The sequence below is a fragment of the Lachnospira sp. genome (assembly GCF_016290755.1).
In the GTDB taxonomy this organism is placed as follows: domain Bacteria; phylum Bacillota; class Clostridia; order Lachnospirales; family Lachnospiraceae; genus Lachnospira; species Lachnospira multipara.
Window position 1 is genome coordinate 1 of record NZ_JAEEVD010000029.1, and the last position, 23,466, is coordinate 23,466.

Sequence of the window (23,466 nt, forward strand, 5' to 3'; positions counted from 1 at the left end):
GATACAGTAGTAGCACCAGTTGCAGAAGTAGCAGCTGATGAAGACATTGTTGAAGAAGTTGCAGCTGAAGAAGCTCAAACAGGCGATACAAACAATATGTTTATCTACTTTATGGCAATCATGTTATCAGCTGGATGCTTAGTTGTAACAGGAAACAAGTATTTTAAAAAGGAAGACTAATAGTTCACCTTTTTAAGATAAAGATTAGATGTAGAAATATATTAAAAGAAAAGGGGCTCTGCCAACAATAAGTTGGCAGGGCCTTTTTTGTTGTGTGCCTAGCGGCGTTTTAACGGGTGTAAGTCCCAAACAAACATAGTATTTGTAAAGTTTAACAATATATTGTATACAATATTAAACAATGTTGTAAAATTTTAAATAAAATCTCCCCCTAAAAGAGGGGTGCGAGAGGGGGTATAGAGGGGGTAATATTGTTCATGTTAATGGTTCGAGATAATTAAATATTATAATTTGAAATTGGGGCGGTCAAATTGTAAGTTGGAGAGAAACTATTTCGAATTAAACTAAATAAAGGAGGATATGAAATGTTTAACATTGAGGGGAGACTTATTAAGTCTAAAAGATTATTATGTTTAATCTTTACACTTATTTTTGTTCTTACAACTTTAGTGACATCAGTAGGACAAGCAAGCGCAGTAGGAGTTTTGGGAGCAGAGAATGATAATGACAACAATAATACTTCAGACGAAACATATAGTATTACTACTGATTATGAGCCAGTAGATGGAGAGGATAATAGCTATATTGTTACGATTAAATGTAAGCCTGATAATTATGTGATTTTTGGACATTGTCATCTCGTTGTTAATATGGATAGTAATTTTAAATACGTGAGAGAAAGCATTTTAGTAGATTGTGATGATTCTTCCTATTTAAGTTGGTATTTGTTTCCAGATACAAGAGGTTATGAATTATGTTTAAACAATTTTGATAGTGAAATAACAGTTAAATTTAAAGCTGTTGCTGATGAAGCTTCCTTATCAGAAAATGAAAGCCTTTATATTACAAAGACTTCTTCTTTAGAAATTGAAACAGATTATGGGTCTAAGTCAATACCAATACCAGCAATTGGACCTGTAAATAAAAGAAATGTTGTTATTAATTATTATAAGGATCAGGTAGATGATTCAGTAGATGAAAATGGTAATTATTTATATTATTTAGGATCTGATACTGAACATTTTATAAATCAAGAAGTTGGTAGTGCTATAAAAAAGGAAGATGTCCCTAATAAGAATACATTTATTCCAGATGGATATAAGGAGAATGCAGAATTTGCAACAGAATTTGATGAAAATGATGAATTTATAGTTTCAGCAAATAGTGATGAAAATGTAATTAATCTAGTTTACAAAGAAAAAGAAAGTTATCCATATTCTGTTTTATATTATAAGGATAGTGAAAGCGATGAAAACTTATTAAAAGATATTTCTGTAATAGGTGAAGCTGAATATGACTCAGAAATACCGTTCAATTTAGAAGATGCCGCAACATTAATTGAAAAGTTTAGACCAGTTGGTTATACAGGTCGTTATAGTATTACATATGATGCTGAACATTATACAGGAAGAATTCAGTCATTTAAAAATGGTTTGTATAATAAAGTAAAAATTGTATATACAAAAGGTGTATACCCATATAAGATTGTATATTACAAGGATAGTATAAGTGATAGCAATAAACTAAAGGTTGTGGCCTATGATGATGACAGCAGAGTGTTAGAAAAAGAATATTTATCTGTAGTTCCATTTAGTGAGGTTAATAAAAATCTTTCACAGCCAGAAGGTTATAATGAAGGTGTTATCATTGAAGAATCAGATACTAATACAGGACTTACAATCACTGAAAAAGATAATGTAATTAACGTTTTATATACTAAGAAAATCTTACCATATACAGTTAATTATTATGTAGAAGGAGAAGATGAACCATTTAAGACTGAAGAAGGTGAGGCAGAATATGAATCAGAAATTCCTTATGTAGATAAGACAACAGATTTAGGCGAGGAATATGAAGATATCTTAAAGGGTTATGAAGAAACTGGTGAAGTTACAAAATACAACGAAAAGGGTGTTATTACAACAGATCCAGACAAAAATGTAATTGATGTAGTATTTAAACTTAAGGATGTTCCTTATGTAGTAGAGTATTACAAGGAAGTTCTTGATCCTGTAACAAAGGAAATTAAGCAGGAAAAGATTTCATCATATGATGGAGTATCAAAGTATGGTAATGAATTTGCTTATAGTGAAGATGATACACAACTTGATGATGAAAATATTATTAATGTATTAGTTAATAAAGAGCATCCAGGAGATGGCTATGAAGATTTAGCTCAAAAATTATTAGCTCCTGAAAAACTTGGTCTTACTAAGGAAGAAAATACTGTAAAAATTCTCTATAAGTTAATTGTCCCAGAGGAAATTGCAGCAGACGAAGATGAAGTAAAACCAGAAGAGATTGCAGCAGATGAGGATGAAGTAAAGCCAGAAGAAGTAGCAGCAGACGAAGAAGTAATTAAGCCTTTAGTTATAGAACAAGAAGTTGCTGCAGATTCAGCAGAGGTAAATACAGCTGATATAAATGCTATAACAATAAGACTATTATGTGTATTAATGTTGGTATCTATTCTTTTAGTTGCAACAGTAATTCTTAATAATAAGAAGAAGTCTTTATAAAATTAATTTAAAGGGGCTTCAATAATAAATTAATTATGCCTGAAAGATTTGGGATTTACTCAAAACTTTCAGGCTTTTTTTATATTTTTTAGATTTAATATAAAGACGATTTATAAAATATATTGTATAATACAAATATATATATTTTATCATAAGGAGCTTGAAAATGATTTATAAAGATTTAATTTTGAAAGATGGTTCAAAATTAGCTAAATTAGGTCTAGGTAGCTGGAATCTAGCCATGAATTTGTCAAAAAGAGAAGAGGAAATAGAGGCAATAAGACGCGGAATAAGTGAAGGAATAAATCTTATTGATACAGCTGAAATGTATGGCAATGGTGCTAGTGAAAGCTTAATAGCAGAAGCTATAAAGGGAATAAATAGAAATGAACTATATCTTGTATCAAAGGTTTTACCTGAAAATGCTGGAGGCAATAGACTAGAAACTAGTTTAGATGCCAGCCTAAAAAGATTAAATACAGACTATTTGGATTTATATTTATATCATTGGAGAGGAGATTATCCATTAGAGGAAACAGTTGACAAACTGGAAGAAATGGTGAAAAAAGGTAAGATTTTACGTTGGGGTGTATCTAATTTTGATATTGATGATATGAAAGAGTTATTAGCAATTCCTGCCGGGAAAAACTGTATGGTAAATCAGCTTTTGTATCATTTAGGCTCAAGAGGTATCGAATACGAGCTATTACCATTTTTAAAGAAGGAAGGAATTCCTGTAATGGCATATTGCCCCTTGGCTCAAGCAGGAAGTCTAAAGGATAAACTAGTTGATAATCCAGTGTTAAAGGAAGTTGCTAGTGCTTATGATATAACAGTAATGCAGCTTTTACTTGCCTTTGTTATGCGTATGGAAAATGTATCTGCAATCCCTAAGGCAGGAAAGATAAGTCACGTTATAGCAAATGCTAGGGTAAGAGATATTTATCTATCAGACGAGGACTACAAAAGAATCTGTGATGAATTTCCAGCTCCGACTTCTAAAGTAAGACTTGATGTGGTGTAATGCATTTCTTAATCTTATTTTAATCTTAGTTACATTTGACTTTAATTTAACTCTTGTATTCTATAATCAAGTTAAGGATATGAATTTCTTAGTTAAAGAGACGTGCACACTCTTGAACTTATTTTAGAAAATTATAGACATAACTTCTAGGGAATATTAAAATTAATTATAGAATAAAGGAGATATCATTATGGATAAGTTAGAGAAAGTTGAAAAGATAATTGAAAAGACAGGAGTTAGTTACGAGGATGCTAAAAATGCCCTTGATCAGTGCAACGACGACATCTTAGATGCCATCTGTCTACTTGAAAAGGAAGGCAAGATAAAGAATAGTTACACAGCAAGTTATACAAGTTTTTCAGCTAGTAATGAAACAGATGAGAAATTTGCTAAGGCACAAGCAGATTACGAGAAGTCAGTTAAGGAAGAAAAATTTAGTGACATATTATCAAGTTTCTTTAACTGGACTAAGAAAATTGTAGATAAGAGCTTTAAGATTTGCCTTTTAGTTAAAAGACATGGGACAGAGCTTGCAAGGATTCCACTATTTTTCTTCGTAGTATTAATGATTTTAGGCTTCTGGTTTTTTGTTCCAGTTCTAATTATTGGCTTATTTTTTGAGTGTAGATACAGTTTTGTTGGGTTAAATTCAGAAAAAGTAGACATAAATGATGTATGTGACAAAATGGCTGATGGTGTGGATGATTTTAAGAAGAATATCAACAAGTAATTAATAGGTAATTGATAGGTAATTGATAATTGATAAATAAGTAGTAAACAGATTAGAAAAGGGTTTTGATTATGAGTAAGTTGCTAATTATAGAAGATGAAGTAAAGATCGCTCGATTTGTGGAGCTAGAATTAAAACATGAAGGCTATGAGGTGGATTCCTCAACGGATGGTAGAGAAGGGCTTGAGAAGGCACTTACAGGCAATTTCGATTTAATTTTGCTAGACATTATGTTGCCAGGCCTTAATGGTCTTGAGGTTTTGCGCCGCATAAGAGCTAACAATATTAAAACTCCTGTGATTATGTTAACTGCTAGAGATGCAGTAATGGACAAGGTTTCAGGTCTTGATGCAGGAGCCGATGACTACATAACAAAGCCCTTTGCTATTGAAGAGCTGCTAGCAAGAATTCGTGTAAGCCTTAAGCACAATAATCTTTCTGAAAATGTGACAAATACGGGACATGCAAAAGAAGACCTAGATGTTACATTTTCAATAAAAGGAGTAGATTTAAGCGTGCCAAGACACGAGGTTTTGGTAAAAGGGGATGTTGTGGAGCTTACCAATAGGGAGTTTGAGTTATTAAAGACTCTTATGGAGAATAAAAATATCGTTCTAAACCGTGAACAGCTTCTAAATAAAGTCTGCGGATACGACTATATGGGGGAAACTAACATAATTGACGTCTATGTTCGTTACCTAAGAACTAAAATTGATGACAAATACCAGATAAAGCTAATTCAGACCATTCGCGGCGTGGGTTACGCAATAAAGGAATAGAATATGGAAAACGAGAAGAATAAAAAGACCACATCTATTGCAAGAAAGATAAATTGGAAAATATGGCTAAACTCGGTTAAACAACTAATTATCATGGATATCGCTATCCTTGTAGCCAGTTTTTTTGTATTTATCTACACCTGCCTAGAGGCTTCAGAACTAAATGTCTACGATGTGGTTAACAAGGTGACAAACTACGAGCAGGAAGTTAATGCCATTAGGATTAATAGGGATGATAGCGGAAACTTCTATAACAGTGCTTATTTATATGTAAATGTAACTTTTAACGATGACAGAGGAACTAAAGAATACAGATATTACATTAGGGATTTTTACAATCCATTTCGTTTGATGGCATGTGTTTGCCTAGTAGCGGAGCTTATTTACATTTCCCAGATGACTCTTAATACAAGAAGAATTAGAAAGTCCCTTAGGCCCTTTAACGAGCTGGCTATTAAGGCGGAGGCTTTGGCAAATGGAACAAATTCCGATAGTCTTGAACATCTGGAAAAGGTGCTAATGCAGGCAGATGAGTCGGTTACATCTATAAAAACAGGCGACAAAGATCTTGAGAGCTTAGAGATAGCTTTAAATAGTTTGATTACAAAGATTCAGGAAGCAAAGAAAAGTCAGGTGCGATTTGTATCGGATGCCTCTCATGAGCTTAGAACTCCAATCGCAGTAATTCAGGGCTATGTAAATATGCTTGATAGATGGGGCAAAGACGATCCAGAGATACTAAATGAAGCGGTGGAGGCTCTAAAAAATGAGTCAGAACACATGAAGGAACTTATTGAGCAGCTTCTCTTCCTTGCAAGAGGTGATAGTGGCAGAAATAGCCTAAACAGGCGAGATCTCTTCTTTGAGGAAATGTTACACGATCTTTGGGAAGAGTCTCTTATGATAGATGAAAAACATCAGTACAAATTAGATAACTGTGAGGCTATAGAGGAAGTGCTAGCAAGGGCTGATGGCCTTAGTGATGAAGCAAGAGATAGGCTTTATGAGACACATTTTCATAAATATAATGGTGATTATGGGATGCTAAAGCAGGCGGCTAGAATCTTCTTATCTAATGCGGCCAAGTACTCAGGGGAGGGCTCAACTATTAGGCTTTCTTATTATGAAAATGCAGAAACGGCCTTTAAGGGTTTCTTAATCCAGGATGAGGGAATTGGCATGAAGGCTAGTGAAGTGGGACATATCTTTGAGAGATTTTATAGAACCGATGGGGTTAGAAATTCGGAAACTGGCGGCACAGGACTTGGTCTTTCTATAGCAAAGTGGATAGTGGATGCCCATGAGGGCAGGATTGATGTCCTTTCAAGAGAAGAGTTTGGAACTAGGTTTATGATAAGCTTTCCTTAGTTGTCTTGACTTTGATTGAAATTGATTGCAAATAATCAGATAATGCCCCGGGTTTTACCTTGACGGTCATTGTAAAAGCAAGTAAAATATTATGGTGTTTTGAGGTTTTGATAATCCGCAAGAATTATTAACAAAATCACAAAACACCATATTTTGTCATTTAGACGATAAATTTTATAAAAATTAGGAGGAACGAAGACTATGGCATTAGTTGGAATTGTCATGGGTAGTGATTCTGATATGCCTGTTATGGCTAAGGCAGCAGACATCCTTGAGAAGTTCGGCATTTCATATGAGATGACAATTATCTCAGCCCACAGAGAACCTGACGTATTTTTTGATTACGCAAAGACTGCAGAGGAGAAAGGATTTAAAGTAATTATTGCAGGAGCAGGTATGGCAGCTCATTTACCGGGTATGTGCGCGGCTATTTTCCCTATGCCAGTTATTGGTATCCCAATGCATACAACTTCCCTCGGCGGAAGAGATTCGCTATATTCAATCGTACAGATGCCTTCAGGCATTCCAGTTGCAACTGTTGCAATTAATGGTGGTGCTAATGCAGGTATTCTCGCTGCTAAGATCTTAGCTACATCTGATTCACAATTATTATCAAAGTTAAAAGATTATACTAAAGAGATGAAGGAAGGCGTTCAGGCTAAAGACGCTAAACTACAGGAAGTAGGATATAAGAATTACACAAAGTAATTTACGATAAGTGATTTATAATAAGTAATTTAGGGTAGATTACAGTTGGCAATTTAAAAGGTAATTTACACAAAGAGATTTGTGTGAATGATAGACACATTTGCTTAAAGCTTAGGCAAATAAAAAATTATTTATAAAGAATGAGGTATGAAAATGGATTACAAAAAGTCTGGTGTTGATATTGAGGCAGGTTACAAGGCAGTAGAGCTTATGAAGGAGCACGTTGCTAAGACAATGAGACCTGAGGTACTTGGTGGTCTTGGTGGTTTCTCAGGAGCATTTTCTTTAGAGAAGTTCAAGGGAATGGAAAAGCCTACATTAGTTTCAGGTACAGATGGTGTTGGTACAAAGCTTAAGATTGCTTTCACACTTGATAAGCATGATACAGTAGGTATTGACTGTGTTGCTATGTGTGTTAACGATATTGCTTGTGCAGGTGGAGAACCTTTATTCTTCCTTGACTATGTAGCTTGTGGTAAGAACGAACCTGAAAAGATTGCTACTATCGTTAAGGGTGTTGCAGAAGGATGTCTTCAGTCAGAATGTGCACTTATTGGTGGTGAAACAGCTGAAATGCCAGGTTTCTATCCAGTTGATGAATACGATTTAGCTGGTTTTGCAGTTGGTATCGTTGATGAGAAGGATTTAATTACAGGTAAGGACATTAAGGCTGGTGATACACTTATTGGTATTACATCAAGCGGTGTTCACTCAAACGGTTTCTCACTTGTACGTTCAGTATTTACAATTACAGAGGAATCTCTTAACACATACTATGACTCACTTGGTAAGACATTAGGAGAAGCATTAATTGCTCCAACTAAGATCTATGTTAAGGCTTTAAAGAGCGTTAAGAATGCTGGCGTTAAGATTAAGGGCTGTTCTCATATTACTGGTGGCGGTTTCTATGAAAATATCCCAAGAATGCTTCACGATGGTGTAAGAGCTGTAGTTAAGAAGGATTCTTATGAAGTACCAGCAATCTTTAAGATGCTTCAGAATGACGGTGACATCGAAGAAAAGATGATGTATAACACATTCAACATGGGTATTGGTATGGTTCTTGCAGTAGATCCAGCTGATGCTGATAAGACATTAGAGGCTTTAAAGGCAGCAGGCGAAGAAGCTTATGTAATCGGTCAGATTGAAGAAGGAGAGAAGGGAGTTACTGTATGCTAAGAGTAACTGTCTTAGTTTCAGGTGGCGGAACTAATCTTCAGGCAATTATAGATTCAGTTAATAATGGAACAATTAAGAATACTAAGCTTGTAGGTGTTATTTCTAATAATGCAGGAGCTTATGCCCTTGAGAGAGCAAAAAAAGCTAATATTCCTAGCTTTTGCATTTCTCCTAAGGACTATGAATCAAGAGAAATCTTTAACGATGCACTTTTAGCTAAGGTTAAGGAGCTTGAAACTGATTTAGTAGTACTTGCAGGTTTCTTAGTTAGAATTCCAGAAAAGATGGTTCATGAATTTTCTCATAGAATCATTAATATCCATCCATCACTTATTCCATCATTTTGTGGAGTAGGTTACTACGGACTTAAGGTTCATGAAGCAGCCCTTGCTAAGGGAGTTAAGGTTTCAGGTGCAACAGTTCATTACGTAGATGAAGGCATGGACACAGGAGAAATTATTTTCCAAAAGGCTGTTGAGGTTAAGGAAGATGATACTCCAGAGACTTTACAAAGAAGAATAATGGAAGAGGCTGAATGGAAGTTACTTCCAGCAGCAATTAATAAGATAGCTTTGAATAGTTAACCTGTGCTTAGGTTAATTTACGGGGCCAAAGGCTTTTGGCCTTTGACCCCTATTTTAAAGTTTGGATAGGTCTAAAAAATAAAACAGGAATTGGGAAGGAAAAATTATGAAGGTTTTAGTTGTAGGTAGCGGCGGAAGAGAGCATGCAATTTGTTGGAAATTATCTAAGAGTGCTAAGGTTGATAAGATTTACTGTGCACCAGGTAATGCAGGTATTGCAAGTGTTGCAGAATGCGTTGATATTAAGGCTATGGAATTTGATAAGCTAGTAGCTTTTGCTAAGGAGAAGGAAATAGACCTTACAGTTATTGGTATGGATGATCCTTTAGTTGGCGGTATTGTTGATGAATTTGAGAAGGAAGGACTTAGAGTTTTCGGACCTAGAAAGAATGCAGCAATCCTTGAGGGTAGCAAGGCATTTTCTAAGGACTTAATGAAGAAATACAATATTCCAACAGCTGCTTATGAAACATTTAATTCAGCAGACGCAGCTAAGAAATACTTAGAAGAAGAGGCAGAATTCCCAATCGTACTTAAAGCTGATGGCTTGGCTTTAGGTAAGGGTGTTTTAATCTGTGAAACTAAGGAAGAGGCTCTAGCTGGTGTTGATGAACTTATGCTTGATAAGAAGTTTGGTTCAGCAGGTGATAGAATCGTAATTGAAGAATTCATGACAGGTCGTGAAGTTTCAGTTCTTTCTTTCGTAGATGGTAAGACTATTAAGATTATGGCTTCTGCTCAAGACCATAAGAGAGCTAAGGATAATGATGAAGGCTTAAATACAGGTGGTATGGGTAACTTCTGTCCATCACCTTTCTATACAGATGAAGTTGATGACTTCTGCAAGAAGTATGTATATCAGGCAACTGTAGATGCTATGGCTAAGGAAGGCAGAGAATTCAAGGGAGTTATCTTCTTTGGTCTTATGCTTACTCCAAAGGGACCAAGAGTATTAGAGTATAATGCTAGATTTGGTGATCCAGAAGCTCAGGTTGTACTTCCAAGAATGAAGAATGACATTGTTGATGTATTTGAGGCATGTATTGATGGAACACTTGATAAGATTGACTTAGAATTTGTTGATGATGCTTGTGTTTGTGTTGTATTAGCATCTGATGGTTATCCAGTATCATACGAGAAGGGCTTTGAAATCAAGGGTATGGAGAAGTTTGAAGGAAAGGATGACTACATCCTATTCCACGCTGGAACTAAGTTTAATGAAGAAGGCAAGATCGTAACAAACGGTGGTAGAGTTCTTGGCGTAACAGCTCTAGGTTCAAGTCTTAAGGAAGCAAGACGTAAGGCTTATGAGGCAACACAGTGGGTTGAGTTTGAGAACAAGTACATGAGAACTGATATAGCTAAGGCTGTAGAGAATATGTAATAAAGGCTTTAGACGTGTGTATATAGAAGACGTTTGGGCTTTAGGCAAGAGTGGCTGCAAGGCAGCCACTCTTTTTTTATTGGGTTGAGGAGTAGAGGCAGGCTGGAGGGGAGGCTGGAAATTCTTGCAGGCAATTTAGGCAGTTTCCGTTTTTATCTGTATATGGAAAGCAAGTTTTTGCTGGCTATACAGTCAATGAGATTATTTTATAGAATTGGGGGTATTAAACTTGCTTTAATTTTTTAATAATTACAGGTAAAGTAAGAAAAACTAGAGTTTAACTGTAGTGGGGTAATAAAAAGAATTTAATAAGCTACGGGTAATTCTGGAAAAATGGTAATTTGATTGTAGTGGAACTAATCCAACTTGCTAATCATTCTTTAAAGAATACAGGCAATTTATGGATTTTTATAGATTGATTGTAGAGAGAGTCGAAAGGCTATACAGGCCAATACGGTCAAATAAGAATTCTTGGTGAATTACCTGTAGGACTTAAAAATCTTAAACTTTATCACATACGGTCAACTAAAGAAAAAGAGCGCTTTGCATGTAATGCTTAAGATATTATAAGAATTAAAGAGACATAGAACAGTTGATGACGACATATGGAAAGAATGACCCCATAAAACACACTCCCCACTACACAAACTCCACCTATATTACCCCACACCCCTTGACATATCTGTTTATAGAGCGTATATATTAATATATACAGTAGATGTACACAGAAGTGCACACAGAAGTGTACACAGCAGATACAGCTGTTAGATATTGCAGCATTTGCTGCAATATCTACTACACAAGCAAGAAGGAGTTTATATGATAGAAATTAAGGATTTAAAGAAGAAGCTTGGAAATATGCAACTAGACATGTCCTTTGAAATCCCTGAAGGATATATATGTGGACTTATTGGTAGGAATGGTTCTGGTAAGACAAGCTTGCTTAATTTAATAACAGGTTTAATGAGTCCGGATGAGGGTAAAGTAGTAATAGATGGATTAGAATATGATAAAGATAACAAGGAAATTTATAGTAGAATCGCCTTAGTATCTGAAGATGGTTTATTAGATGGCTATTGTACAGCTAAGGAAAATGGCCTTATTTATGGGAGATATTATACAGGATTTAACATGACTAGTTTCTTGTGTTTACTGAATAAGTATAGAGTTAATCCTAATATTGCTATTGATAAGTTATCAAGAGGTGAGAAGTTAAAAGTACAGTTTGCATTTGCAATTAGTACAAGACCTAAATATTTAATTCTCGATGAGCCAACGGCTAACTTTGATCCAGAATTTCAGAAGGCATTTCATGAAGAAATAAATAAATTAATGTCAGATGGAAAGCATACAGTAATATTTGCAACTCATATAACTTCTGAAATAGATAGATTAGGCGATTACCTGTTATTTATTCATGAAGGAAAGAAAGTCTATATGGGAGATTTAGAAAGCTTTAGAGATAAGTATAAGTTAGCAGTAGGAGAAGAATTCTATATAGATAGATTAACTAAGAAAGCCCTTTTATCAAAGGAAGTTAGTAAATATTCGACAAAAGCTATGTTTGATATGGATTTAATTAATAAGGATTTAGATGAAAGATACATGAATCACTTAGAATTTAGTCCGGCAACAATAGAAGACTTTATGTATTTTTACACTAAGGAGGCAGAATAATGAAAGAGAAATTTAGAGTGTATTTATCAGGTTTTAAATTAAGAAAAATAATAAATGATCGTGGCCTTGGAATTTGTTTTATATGGCTAATCTTAGTTATAGATAGAATAAATGATCACGGTGATGATTTTTTTTCAAACTCAGTGTTTTTAGGTTTATTTGGGGTGCTATTACCCATGTTTTTAATTGTAGCTTCTATGTTTTTTCACAAAATAGACTATGACAAGGTATTTTATCTTTTGCCAATGACATTAGAAGAGAGAAGAAAAACTATAGTATCTAATTATTTATTTGCTGTAAAGATACATTTAATTATAGGAATTATTCCTTTATGCCTTGTTTTAATAATGGCTAGAGTTAATATTTTTACAGCAGCTTTTATGCTATTAAATGTAATAATCTTAAGTTTTATGATTATACCAAAGGGCTTTAATGAATATGTTTCCGTAAGATTTGTAATGGTAGTTGTAGCATGTTTTATAACTCAACTAATTGAGGTGGATATGTTTTATGAAACAAGAATATCAGTGCATGTGTTTATGTGGCTTATAATGTGTATTTTCATTATACCAGTAGCTTATAGCTGTAAGAAAAAGATAATAGAAGAATTTGATTATGCTATGACTTATAAAGAAATAAAAAAGGCTAAGTAGAGGTGATTATATGGATTTGACAATAAAGATATCTCCCCAGGGCACTCTTGCAATTTATGAGCAGATAGTGATGCAGTTAAAGAATGCCATAGTTTCTGGAGATTTAAAGGCAAATGAAGCGCTACCTTCAATTAGACGTCTTGCCGCAGATTTAGGCGTAAGCGTTATTACAACAAAAAGAGCTTATGAAGAACTTGAAAAGGAAGGGCTTGTAAGGTCAGTGGCAGGAAAAGGCTTTTATGTTTGCGAATACAATACAGATTATTTAAAAGAGAAGCAGTTAATGATTATTGAGAAAATGTCACAAGAGGTCATAGCTGAAGCTAAGGCTGCAGGACTAAGTTTGGAAGATTTTATTGAGATGATAAAGGCACTATATGAATAAAAAGGACATGAACAAATCAGTATAGAAGGATAGGATATTATGAATAAGATACTTGAACTTAAAAATGTAACTGTTAAGAATAAGAAATTCAAATTAGAAAATATAAATTTTGCCCTTGAAAAAGGCTATGTTTACGGCTTGGTTGGTAAAAATGGTGCAGGTAAATCTACTCTTCTAAAATCATTATATTTTGAAAATTGGCCATATAAGGGAGATGTTTTATTTTCCGGATTTGATATAAAGAAAAACAGAAGATCTGTAATTAATAAGATAGGCTATATCTCTGAAGATTTTTATTTTATAGATGATAGAAGTATGGCTGAAAATGCTAGACTTTTTTCTATGGCCTATAGTGATTTTGATAAGGAAATATGGGAAGAAATGACAAAAAAATTAGGAATTAATTTAAACACTAATTATATGGATTATTCTAGAGGTGAAAAGATAAAAGCCCAGTTAGCTTTTGCATTTGCCCATAAAGTAGAACTCTTAATTATGGATGAAGCAAGTGCAGGTCTTGATGCAGTTTTCAAAAAGGAAATGTATGACTTAATTAGAGAAGGCTTAGTTGATGGCTTAACAGTTTTACTAACTAGTCATGATTATGAAGAAATAAAGAGAAATACTGATTTCTTCGCAGTAATTAAAGATGGAGTTTTTGGTGAATTTAAAGAAAATGTAGAGGAGAAAAGTTATGAATATTTTTAAAAATAAGGAAATGTGTGAAATTGATGATTTAATACAAGAAGTGAATAAAGATTATAGTTATAGAGTCTTACAAAAATTATTAGCCTATGTATTTATTAGCTCTTTTATTTTTTTTATGCTTCTTTATGTTGGCACACAAGAAGAATTAAATAGCGTTATAGTCATTGTATTTATATTTTTTTATTTGGGGAAAACATTTTTTAATAACGACAAAAGAGTTTTATTTCATAACAATAATTTTCAGGCCAAGCAACTAAGATTATATAAAATTACCATGATTAGTCAGTTAATATTGTTATCTCCATTTAGTTTAAAGAATTATTATAAACTTTGTTTTTATTATCATGTAAAGTTTATAATATGGACTTCTTTAGTATTCTTTTTGATATTAGGATTTTTTGTCTTAGTAGGTACTTTACATTTTTATCTTATGAGGTTATTAGTATATCTTCTTATGAATGTGTTGCTAATGCTTTCAGAAATCTTGGATTATATTTTAATTGCTAGAGCAGTATAAATATTGACTTATGTTTGTATATGCTAAATAAAAATAATTTAGCTTGCTAACACGATAAATTAAGTCTAGAAATCTTAAGAGCTTTGTTGTAGAATATATAGGACTAGGCGATAGTGCAAAGTATAGATGAAATAAGAAAGGATCCGAAATATGAAGATTACATCAGTTAAGGGTACTAACGATTACCTACCTAATGAAGTGGAAATTAGAGATTATTTACAGAATGAAATTTTACAAACTTACGTTGCTAACGGATTTGAACATATTACAACACCAGCTATTGAAGATATTGAGAATCTTGATAAGTCAGAGGGTGGAGATAACTTAAATCTTATTTTTAAGATTATGAAGAGAGGCGATAAGCTTGATAAGGCTATTGCTTCAGGTGTTACATCTAAGAACGAGAACGTACTTGCAGATATGGGTCTTAGATATGACTTAACTCTTCCTTTAAGTAGATATTTTGCTAACAATAAGGAGAAGTTATCACTTCCAATGAAGTGTATCCAGATGGATAGAGTTTATAGAGCTGAAAGACCACAGAAAGGTCGTTTAAGAGAATTTGTTCAGTGTGATATTGATATTATTGGTTCTGATTCAAGAGATTCAGAGGTTGAGCTTATTCTTACAACAACTAAGGCTTTAAAGAGAATCGGTATGAAGAACTTCAAGGTTAAGATTAACGATAGAAGATTACTTAGAGCTTTCCTTTCAAATTGTGGTTTTAAGGATGAAGATTTAGATAGTGTTTGTATTACATTTGATAAGATGGACAAGATCGGTCTTGAGGGCGTTAAGGCTGAATTAGTAGAGAAGGCTTTTGATGAGGCTGCAATTACTAAGTTTACTGACTTCTTAACAGGAGTTTCATCACCTTCAGAAATTAGCCTTGAATCAGTTGAGGCAATCTTAGAGGATAAGACACCAGCAGATAGCTTAAAGTACATCATTAACACAGTTAAAGAAATGACTGCAGGAGATGATAATGCCTTTGATGTAGTATTTGATTTATCTTTAGTTAGAGGTCAGGGTTACTACACAGGTACAGTATTTGAAGTTGAAAGCATCGATTTTAAGGGTGCTATTGCAGGTGGTGGCCGTTACGATAACCTTATTGGTAAGTTCTTAGGTCAGCAGGTTAGCGCAGTTGGTTTCTCTATCGGTTTTGAAAGAATTTTCTCAATCCTTATGGAAAATGGTGTAGACGCTAAGTCTCGTCCAGAAAGAATTGCAATTATGTATGATGAGGGCGAAGTTGTTAAGGCTTATAAGATTGCTGAAAAGTATAGAGCTGAAGGCAAGAGCTGCTCATTATATCTTAAGCCTAAGAAGATGGGTAAGTTCCTTGGAAAGCTTGAAGAAAGAGGATATAAGGGCTTTGTAAATGTAAGCAATGGCGAAGATATCAGTTTCTTTGGCGAGGACAACTAGAATTAAATAATTCTTGCTATAAAAAAATAATTATGTATAATAGTTATTGTTCATCGGAGGATGTGTAAAGGAAGATTACGCGCCGGATAAGATGACAGAGTTATTCTGTTTATCTTTTCCGGTGCTTTTTTGTAACATTAGATAAGAGAATAAATTAAACAAAAAGAGGTAACGTATGGATTTATTAACAGGAAAAATTAATAAGATTTATTTTAAGTACTTAGCAGCTGCTTTTGGCAGCGCTCTTATAGTTTCAATTTATGCTTTAGTTGATACAATCGTAATTGGGCGATACGAAGGACCAAACGGTACTGCGGCGGTAGCAAATTTTATGCCCATGTGGTCAATTATGTATGCTCTTGGAATATGCTTTGGTATAGGTGGTTCGGTACTTTTAGCGCAGCGAAGAGGTGCCGGGAAATTTGAAGAATCTAATAAATATTTTACTACGTCAGTGATATTATCAGTGATTGCCTCAGCAATTATTTTTATAGTATATAACCTTTGGGCAAGAGAATTGCTTTATTTATCGGGAGGTCGAGGCGCAGTTCTTGATTTATCGACTAAGTACTGTTTTTACATAGCCTTTGCATCTCCACTTTTTGTGATAGGGCAAATGTTAATTCCCCTTGTAAGAGTTGATGGAAAGCCTTTTATTACAACCGTTGCAGTAATTGCAGGTGGTGTATTTAATGTATTTGGAGATATTTATTTTGTTTTTGGCCTTGATATGGGAATTCTTGGCGCTAGCCTTGCAACAGCAATAGGTCAGCTAATTTGCATAATAATATTATTGTGTCACATTTTTTCAAAAAAATGTAAGCTAAGACTAAACTTTAAAGACTTAAAATTAGGAAAGAGAATAAGACAGGTAGTTTCTACAGGTAGCGCAACCTTTATTGTAGATATTGCTATTGGCGTTGTAACAATCCTTGTAAATAACCAGATTATGCGTTATTCAGGAGAGACAGCCCTAGCAGTTTATGGCGTAATTAGCTCATATGTAACAGCAGTTCAGTCAGCAAGTTATGCAGTAGGCGAGTCAGGACAGGCTATTATCTCAACTAATTATGGTGCTGGAAATGCTAAAAGAGTTATTGGGGCAAGACGTGTAATGCTAACAACTGCCTTAGTTGGTGGAATTTTCTTTTGTATAATTGCAATGCTTTTCCCTAATGCATTACTTAGATTATATATGAAGCCAACTGCCGAAGTTTACGCAATTGGTGCAGGAGCAATTAGACTTTACTGCCTAGATTTAATTTTTCTTATGTTTAACATCGCTTCAACTTACTATTTCCAGGCCGTGAATAGATTAAGGGTATCCCTAGTAGTTTCCCTAGCTAGAGGCTTTTTTGTAAATGGACTATTAGTTATGTTACTTCCATTTATTTTTGGAATTAATGGAGTATGGATTGCAATTCCAGTGGCTGAATTTATTGTAGCTATTTATGTTGCAATTATGCTAAGAAAGAAGTTGATGATAAAATAGAATAAAAATATATTTAATAAATAATTTTTTGAATTTAATCAAATTTTAATTGGATATGTAGTTTCTGAGTGTTAATATGATGTTGTTTCTTTTTAGAGATAGATTATGATAGATAGTTTTTTAAAGGAGTCGTAATGGCGGTTATAGAGATAAATAATCTTAATTTTTCCTATGATAATAAGAATAACATTCTTAAGAATATAGATTTAAAGATAGATGAAGGAGAAATATTTGGTCTTATAGGGCCTTCTGGAGCTGGAAAAACAACTATAATAAAACTATTAACAGGTCAATTATTTTCAAAAGACAAGGTTAAGGTATTTAATGAAGTGCCTAAGGGAAAAGCATTTTATGAACAAATAGGATTTGTAATGGATTCCATTGGTTTATATGAGAGATTAACTTGCTATGAAAATCTTAAGATAATGTCAATGATTCATAATGTGAATGTTTTGAATATAATGGAAAAATTAGAAATGGTAGGACTAAAAGATGATGCTAATAAGGCTGTTTATAAATTATCTAGTGGAATGAGACAACGATTGATGATAGCACGTGGCATTTTGCATTCACCAAGGATTTTATTTTTAGATGAGCCAACTAGAGGATTAGATCCTGCTACTGCTAAAGATATTCAAGAAATTTTTTTGAAAATAAAAGACGAAGGAACAACTATTTTTCTAACCTCTCATAATATGCAAGAAGTGGAGAAAATATGTGATAAGGTTGGATTTTTATTTAATGGTGAGTTAGTTGAATATGGTAATATCAATGCTATTAAACAGAAATATGAATTAAATAAAAGAGTTAGTTTTGTGGATGATAATGGCGTTAAAATGGAATACGATATAAATAAAGATAAGAAGGAATTAATTGATGCGATTAAGTCTAATAATTCTTTTTATATTAATTCAGAAACTGTTTCGTTAGAAGATATATTTATAAAATTAAAGAGGTTAAGTTGTGATGATAATTAATAGAATAAGGCTAACATTTAAAGCATTGGCATTTAAACAATTAATGGATTTTTTAAGAAATAAGAGAACAATGCTTATTTTCTTTATTTTTCCAGCTATTTATATTATAGCTAATTTGATATCAAGTGACATTTTTAGTTCTGACGGCGCCCCATTTATTCTGATATATGTAATACTAGTTCCATTGTTGGTTATGGCTACTCTTGTAGCAGAGGAAAAAGAAAAAGGTACATTGAAATTACTAGTTATGTCAGGTGTGACTTCAATTGAGTACTTTATAGGTGTAACATTCGTTTTGTTAGGCTTTATTATAGCTGGAATTCTTATATTTGATATGGCAGGAGCTACAAAGAATTTTGATGATTTTATTATATGTATTTTTATATATGTTGTAAGTATTATATCAATGCAAATAGGAGCGATAATTGGTAGAATGGCAAAGAATCAAACTAATGTGGCACCAATTGCAGTACCAACAGTATTGGTTTTATTTTTCTTACCTAATATAGAACTAATTAAACCCAACATAGATTTTTTCTCTAAGTATTTATTTACGGGGATATTGCTTAAGGTGATGAATACATGTAGCTATACTATACATGATGTTATTTGGATGGCTGTTAATTTTTTGATAGTACTTTTAGTGTTTATAAAGAGCTTTAATACAAAGTCAATAATAAGAAGCATATCAGCGTAAGAAAAGACATGTCATATTATGGCATGTCTTATTTCTTCAATACAATATGTGCTTATTCAAAACAGTATGTCTTATTTTTTCAATACCTACTAAAGAGCTTATGGAAAATGTATCCCCAACCGCTTTTTTTAATTTCATATTTTTCATGTACTTTCTCATATTCTTCGGCATTATAAGTGCCATTAAGAAGGGACTCCTTAAGTTTTTCAAATTCATCCTCTTCTTCGTGGTCTTTTTCCTTATTTAATTCATTCATAATTCCTGCTGTAATAATACCACTTGGCATGGCAACCATGGCAATGCCAAAGAAGGAACTAATCATGGCAATAAGTCTACCAAGATCGGTTATAGGATAGATGTCTCCATAACCTACAGTTGTAAGAGTAAGACAAGACCAGTAAACAGCATCAAAATAGTCCTCGAAACTATCAGGCTCTAAGTTAAATATTAGAGTCGCAGAAATTAATATATAGGCAACGGCTAAGGTAAATACAGAAGCAAGGGCACCTTTTTGATTTTTAAGTACATTTTTTACAAGACGAATAGTCCTTGAATAGCGGAAAATTCTAAATATTCTTAGAAGCCTTGCGAATCTAAAAATACGTAATAGCTTTAAATTGTTACTAAGAAAAGTGAAGGCAGGAAGTATGGTAACAAGGTCAATAATTGCATTAATTGTAAAAGGATATCTTAAAAATGATCTTATCTTAAATTCATTAAATTTAAAATCAGCGGTAGAAAATCTTAAGACATAATCAAATATAAAAATGCCAGCAACAGTTTTATCAAGTACACTAAGCCTTGGAGTCGAGTATTTAAAAGCTAGTGGTACAATACCAAGAATTATTGAAATCAGCATAATCCAGTCATAAAGATTAAGCTTTGAGGTATTATCCGTAACTGTTGGCTCAATAGCATAGAAGATGTTCTCTCGAATTATATGAATTTTGCTTGAAGTAATAGTTTTCATAATTATCCCCCATTATAAATTTCTTCTATAAGTATCTAATAAATTATCTAATTAATCACGAACCCAATTCTCTAGAGATTATATCGGAAAAATGTAACTAATAATTAAGAGCGTACTTTTGTAAATAATAGACAAGTTAAAAAATATTTCGAACATACTTTCTATTTTCGCTTAGCTATGATATAATTTTTCTTAGCGATATTAACTTAAGATTTACGGGAGGGTTTATGGCTTTACAGCTTATTTTTGGCGGTTCAGGTGCCGGTAAGTCAACATTTATTTATAAGAAGATAATAGATGAATCAATTAAGAATCCAGATAAGAATTATATTATTGTTGTGCCAGAACAGTACACAATGGCAATACAGAAGAGAGTGGTAGAATTACATCCTAAAAAGGGTATTTTGAATATTGATGTTGTATCTTTCCAAAGACTTGCTTTTAAGGTTTTTGAAGAGGTTGGAGGAGTTAATTTCCCTATTCTTGATGATACAGGTAAGAATTTAATTATAAGAAGGGTTTTAGAGCAGAATAAGTCTAAGATGTGCTATTTTGCTAGTAATACAAGTAACACAGGTTTTACAGAACAGATGAAGTCTGTGATTTCGGAGCTTTTACAATATGACATTGATAAGGATAAGTTATCTAAGATTAGAGAAGATGTTAAGGGAGATACTGTCCTTAGCTATAAGCTAGAGGACATTGAGCTTATCTACAACGGATTTAAGGAATTTATTGATAAGAGTTATATTACAAGTGAGGAGATTCTTGATGTATTAGCAAGGGTAGCCATAGATTCTAAGATGTTAAAGAATTCTACTATTGTTTTAGATGGCTTTACAGGTTTTACACCAGTGCAGTATAGACTAATTAGAATACTTCTTGAAGTTACGGATATGATTTATTTAACACTTACAGCAGACGTAAGAGAGAAGACTAATGTAGATACTGGCATGGAGAATATTTTCTTTATGACTAAGGAATGTGCCTTTGAACTACGAAAGATTTGTGATGAAGAGCATATTGAAATGTTAGAGGATATTAAACTAGAGGATAATTATAGATTTAAAGAGAATAAGGAATTAGCCTTTTTAGAGGCCAACCTCTTTAGAAAAAAATGGACACGTTATAAGGAAGATGTTAATGACTTAGTTATTTATTCTGGCAATTATCCTAAGGATGAGATTCATTATGCAACTAATGAGATTTTAAAGCTCACTAGATTATCTGGATTTAGATATTCAGATATAGCTATAGTTACTTCTGATATGGAAAGATATGGAAAACTTACAGCTAATATCCTTGAACAAAATAGCATACCATATTTCCTTGACTATAAGAGACATGTTACATCTAATCCTTTAGTTGAGTTTATTCGTGCTGCCCTGGAAATTGTAACTAAGAACTTTAGTTATGATGCGGTTATGCGCTATTTGAGAACTTCTATGACTGATCTTTCAGTTGATGATATTGATTTAATTGATAATTACATTAGAGCTGTTGGAATTAAAGGTAATAAGAAATGGATGAATCCTTGGACAAGGAAATTTAGAGGACATATTAACGAAACAGACCTTGAAAAGCTTAATAGTCTAAGAAAAAGGATAGTTACACCACTTGCTAAATTAAAGGAAGATTTTAGGGAAGCTGAAGGAAATGTACATAAATTAACCCTTGCCCTTTATGATTTCCTATGTATGCTTAACAGTGAAGAGAAGATTATTAACCTAGGCGCAGATAGTGATTTAGCTGATGAATTTGAGAAGGTTTATGCTTTGGTAATGGATCTTTTTGATAAACTAGTGGAACTACTTGGAACTGAGAAAGTAAGCCTAGGAGAATATGTTAAGATTCTTGATTCTGGCTTTGAAGAAATAAAAATTGGTCTCATTCCACCAAGTAATGACTGTGTTGTAATTGGTGATATTAATAGAACAAGACTTGATGATGTTAAGGTCTTATTTTTCCTTGGAGTTAATGATGGACTTGTTCCTGCAAGATCAGATTCAAGAAGTATTTTATCTGAAACGGATAGAAGAAGCTTAGAAAGTATGGATGTAAAGCTATCTCCAACTAATCAGGAGAAGGCTTTTGTTCAGCGTTATTATTTATATTTGTTCCTAACAAAGGCAGCTAAGAAGCTTTATATAAGCTATGCCAATAAGGATACAGAAGGAAAGTCAATTTTACCATCATATATGATACGAACACTTAAGAAGCTGTACCCTAAGTTAGATGTTATTTATGGTGGAGATGAAAGTATAGGTGATTTTTATCTTACATTTCCTAAATCTGAATTGAGTTTTGATGATGAAGGTATTATTGATACAATAGCCGCAGCTAAGGCCTTAAGCTTATATGGCAAGGAACTTAGGGGAAGTGTAACATCCTTTGAAGATTATGAAAGATGTCACTATGCATATTTTCTTCGTTATGGCCTAGGATTACAGGAAAGAGAAGAATATTCTTTTGAAATTAAGGACTTTGGTACAATTATTCACTCAGCCCTAGAACACATTTCATCAGAAATTATTAAGAATAAGATGTCTTTTTCTAATATAAGTGATGAAGAGAGAGCGCAGTTAGTTAAGAAGGGGATGGAGGTTGCAATTGATGAAAATGCTAAATCTTTACTTACAGATACTAAGAGAAGTGAATATCTAATTAAGCGAATGACAGATATTATTGACAGATCAGTTTGGACAATTGGAAAGCATCTTGAATCAGGATTATTTAAGCCTGATATGTTAGAAGCTAAATTCTTAACAGATGTGGAATCTATGCCAAAGGATGTTAGCTTTAAGATGAATGGTAAGATTGATAGAGTTGATATTTGTGAAGATGAGGATAATCTCTATGTTAGGGTAGTGGATTATAAGTCAGGTAAGCAAGATCTTGACTTATTATCTATGTATTATGGACTTAAGATACAGCTTATAACTTATCTTAGAGAGGCTATTGAACTTGAAAAAAGAAGATATCACAAGAAGAATTATGTGCCTGCAGGTATTCTTTATTTGAATGTGGACAATCCTATTGTTGAAGCTAATCCAGATGATAGTGATGAAATAGATGAGGCTATGTTGCAGGAACTTAAGATGAAGGGCTTAGTTAATGATAATGAACATGTTTATAATCTTATGGAGGATATGACAGATAAGAAGGAAGCTAAATCTATTCCTATAAAGCTTAAAACTGACGGCACTCTTGCTAAGGCTAGTAAGGTAATGTCTACAAGGCAGTTGGAGATGCTTTCTAATTATACTGTTAAGGAGAATATAAGGAAGGCTAATGAAATTATAGAGGGTAATATTGAGATAAACCCATATATAAAGGGTAAAAAAACAGGTTGTGATTACTGCTCTTATAAGAGTATTTGTGGATTTAGTGCTGATTTATCAAAGAAAGGATTTAGAAGACTTGCTAATCTAGAGGATAAGATTATATGGCATAACATAAAGACCACACTTGGGGAAATTAGCGAAGAGGAAGGTGAGGAATAGC

At 33.3% G+C, this 23,466-nt stretch carries 21 protein-coding genes; 20 read left to right on the forward strand and 1 reads right to left on the reverse strand.

What is annotated here, in order from left to right; all coding sequences use genetic code 11:
* The 19 genes from QVA17_RS07955 to QVA17_RS08045 form a co-directional block, all read left to right on the forward strand.
* A partial coding sequence (locus QVA17_RS07955) for an LPXTG cell wall anchor domain-containing protein (protein ID WP_287387665.1) occupies nucleotides 1-180 on the forward strand: 180 nt, incomplete at its 5' end.
* Nucleotides 181-545: 365 nt separating this feature from the next.
* Nucleotides 546-2,699 (forward strand): hypothetical protein, encoded by a 2,154-nt coding sequence (locus QVA17_RS07960; RefSeq protein WP_287387667.1) that lies wholly within the window; start codon nucleotides 546-548, stop codon nucleotides 2,697-2,699.
* Nucleotides 2,700-2,865: 166 nt separating this feature from the next.
* The gene (locus QVA17_RS07965; RefSeq protein ID WP_287387669.1) at nucleotides 2,866-3,723 is read left to right on the forward strand and encodes an aldo/keto reductase; all 858 of its coding nucleotides are present in this window, start codon (nucleotides 2,866-2,868) and stop codon (nucleotides 3,721-3,723) included.
* 190 nt (nucleotides 3,724-3,913) lie between these two features.
* Nucleotides 3,914-4,453 (forward strand): UBA/TS-N domain protein, encoded by a 540-nt coding sequence (locus QVA17_RS07970; RefSeq protein WP_287387671.1) that lies wholly within the window; start codon nucleotides 3,914-3,916, stop codon nucleotides 4,451-4,453.
* A gap of 71 nt (nucleotides 4,454-4,524) precedes the next feature.
* A complete protein-coding gene (locus tag QVA17_RS07975) occupies nucleotides 4,525-5,232 on the forward strand; it encodes a response regulator transcription factor (RefSeq protein ID WP_287387674.1) in 708 nt (235 codons plus the stop codon).
* A 3-nt stretch (nucleotides 5,233-5,235) separates the two neighbouring features.
* Nucleotides 5,236-6,600 carry a sensor histidine kinase gene (locus QVA17_RS07980; RefSeq protein WP_287387677.1) on the forward strand — a complete coding sequence of 455 codons (1,365 nt, stop codon included), beginning with the start codon at nucleotides 5,236-5,238 and terminating at the stop codon, nucleotides 6,598-6,600.
* A gap of 201 nt (nucleotides 6,601-6,801) precedes the next feature.
* The gene (gene purE / locus QVA17_RS07985; RefSeq protein WP_027430331.1) at nucleotides 6,802-7,308 is read left to right on the forward strand and encodes a 5-(carboxyamino)imidazole ribonucleotide mutase; all 507 of its coding nucleotides are present in this window, start codon (nucleotides 6,802-6,804) and stop codon (nucleotides 7,306-7,308) included.
* A 153-nt stretch (nucleotides 7,309-7,461) separates the two neighbouring features.
* On the forward strand, nucleotides 7,462-8,487 hold the full coding sequence (gene purM, locus QVA17_RS07990; protein ID WP_287387680.1) for a phosphoribosylformylglycinamidine cyclo-ligase: 1,026 nt from the start codon (nucleotides 7,462-7,464) through the stop codon (nucleotides 8,485-8,487).
* Entirely contained in the window at nucleotides 8,481-9,071 is a 591-nt protein-coding gene (gene purN, locus QVA17_RS07995) for a phosphoribosylglycinamide formyltransferase (RefSeq protein WP_287387683.1), read from the forward strand. Before purM ends, purN begins: the two co-directional genes overlap by 7 nt.
* A 106-nt stretch (nucleotides 9,072-9,177) precedes the next feature.
* Nucleotides 9,178-10,455: a phosphoribosylamine--glycine ligase gene (gene purD, locus QVA17_RS08000; RefSeq protein WP_287387686.1), complete on the forward strand. Its 1,278-nt coding sequence runs from the start codon at nucleotides 9,178-9,180 to the stop codon at nucleotides 10,453-10,455.
* Between the two features lie 819 nt (nucleotides 10,456-11,274).
* Nucleotides 11,275-12,132, forward strand: coding sequence for an ABC transporter ATP-binding protein (locus QVA17_RS08005; RefSeq protein WP_287387688.1), 858 nt, complete (start codon nucleotides 11,275-11,277; stop codon nucleotides 12,130-12,132).
* The gene (locus tag QVA17_RS08010) at nucleotides 12,132-12,785 is read left to right on the forward strand and encodes a hypothetical protein (protein ID WP_287387690.1); all 654 of its coding nucleotides are present in this window, start codon (nucleotides 12,132-12,134) and stop codon (nucleotides 12,783-12,785) included. Before QVA17_RS08005 ends, QVA17_RS08010 begins: the two co-directional genes overlap by 1 nt.
* 10 nt (nucleotides 12,786-12,795) lie before the next feature.
* The gene (locus QVA17_RS08015) at nucleotides 12,796-13,170 is read left to right on the forward strand and encodes a GntR family transcriptional regulator (protein ID WP_287387692.1); all 375 of its coding nucleotides are present in this window, start codon (nucleotides 12,796-12,798) and stop codon (nucleotides 13,168-13,170) included.
* 39 nt (nucleotides 13,171-13,209) lie between these two features.
* Complete coding sequence (locus QVA17_RS08020) at nucleotides 13,210-13,878, forward strand: ABC transporter ATP-binding protein (protein ID WP_287387695.1); 669 nt, start codon at nucleotides 13,210-13,212, stop codon at nucleotides 13,876-13,878.
* Nucleotides 13,865-14,395 (forward strand): hypothetical protein, encoded by a 531-nt coding sequence (locus QVA17_RS08025; protein WP_287387696.1) that lies wholly within the window; start codon nucleotides 13,865-13,867, stop codon nucleotides 14,393-14,395. The genes QVA17_RS08020 and QVA17_RS08025 overlap by 14 nt, the downstream gene beginning before the upstream one ends.
* 150 nt (nucleotides 14,396-14,545) lie before the next feature.
* On the forward strand, nucleotides 14,546-15,826 hold the full coding sequence (gene hisS, locus QVA17_RS08030) for a histidine--tRNA ligase (RefSeq protein WP_287387698.1): 1,281 nt from the start codon (nucleotides 14,546-14,548) through the stop codon (nucleotides 15,824-15,826).
* Between the two features lie 175 nt (nucleotides 15,827-16,001).
* Complete coding sequence (locus tag QVA17_RS08035) at nucleotides 16,002-17,318, forward strand: MATE family efflux transporter (RefSeq protein WP_287387700.1); 1,317 nt, start codon at nucleotides 16,002-16,004, stop codon at nucleotides 17,316-17,318.
* Between the two features lie 134 nt (nucleotides 17,319-17,452).
* On the forward strand, nucleotides 17,453-18,295 hold the full coding sequence (locus QVA17_RS08040; protein ID WP_287387702.1) for an ABC transporter ATP-binding protein: 843 nt from the start codon (nucleotides 17,453-17,455) through the stop codon (nucleotides 18,293-18,295).
* Entirely contained in the window at nucleotides 18,282-18,992 is a 711-nt protein-coding gene (locus tag QVA17_RS08045) for a hypothetical protein (RefSeq protein WP_287387704.1), read from the forward strand. The genes QVA17_RS08040 and QVA17_RS08045 overlap by 14 nt, the downstream gene beginning before the upstream one ends.
* A gap of 79 nt (nucleotides 18,993-19,071) precedes the next feature.
* Here QVA17_RS08045 and QVA17_RS08050 read toward each other — a convergent pair whose 3' ends face one another.
* Complete coding sequence (locus tag QVA17_RS08050; protein ID WP_287387706.1) at nucleotides 19,072-19,962, reverse strand: ion transporter; 891 nt, start codon at nucleotides 19,960-19,962, stop codon at nucleotides 19,072-19,074.
* 227 nt (nucleotides 19,963-20,189) lie between these two features.
* Between QVA17_RS08050 and QVA17_RS08055 the strand changes: the two genes are divergently transcribed.
* Nucleotides 20,190-23,465, forward strand: a complete 3,276-nt coding sequence (locus QVA17_RS08055) for a PD-(D/E)XK nuclease family protein (protein WP_287387707.1) — start codon at nucleotides 20,190-20,192, stop codon at nucleotides 23,463-23,465.
* The last annotated feature ends 1 nt before the right edge of the window (nucleotide 23,466 follow it).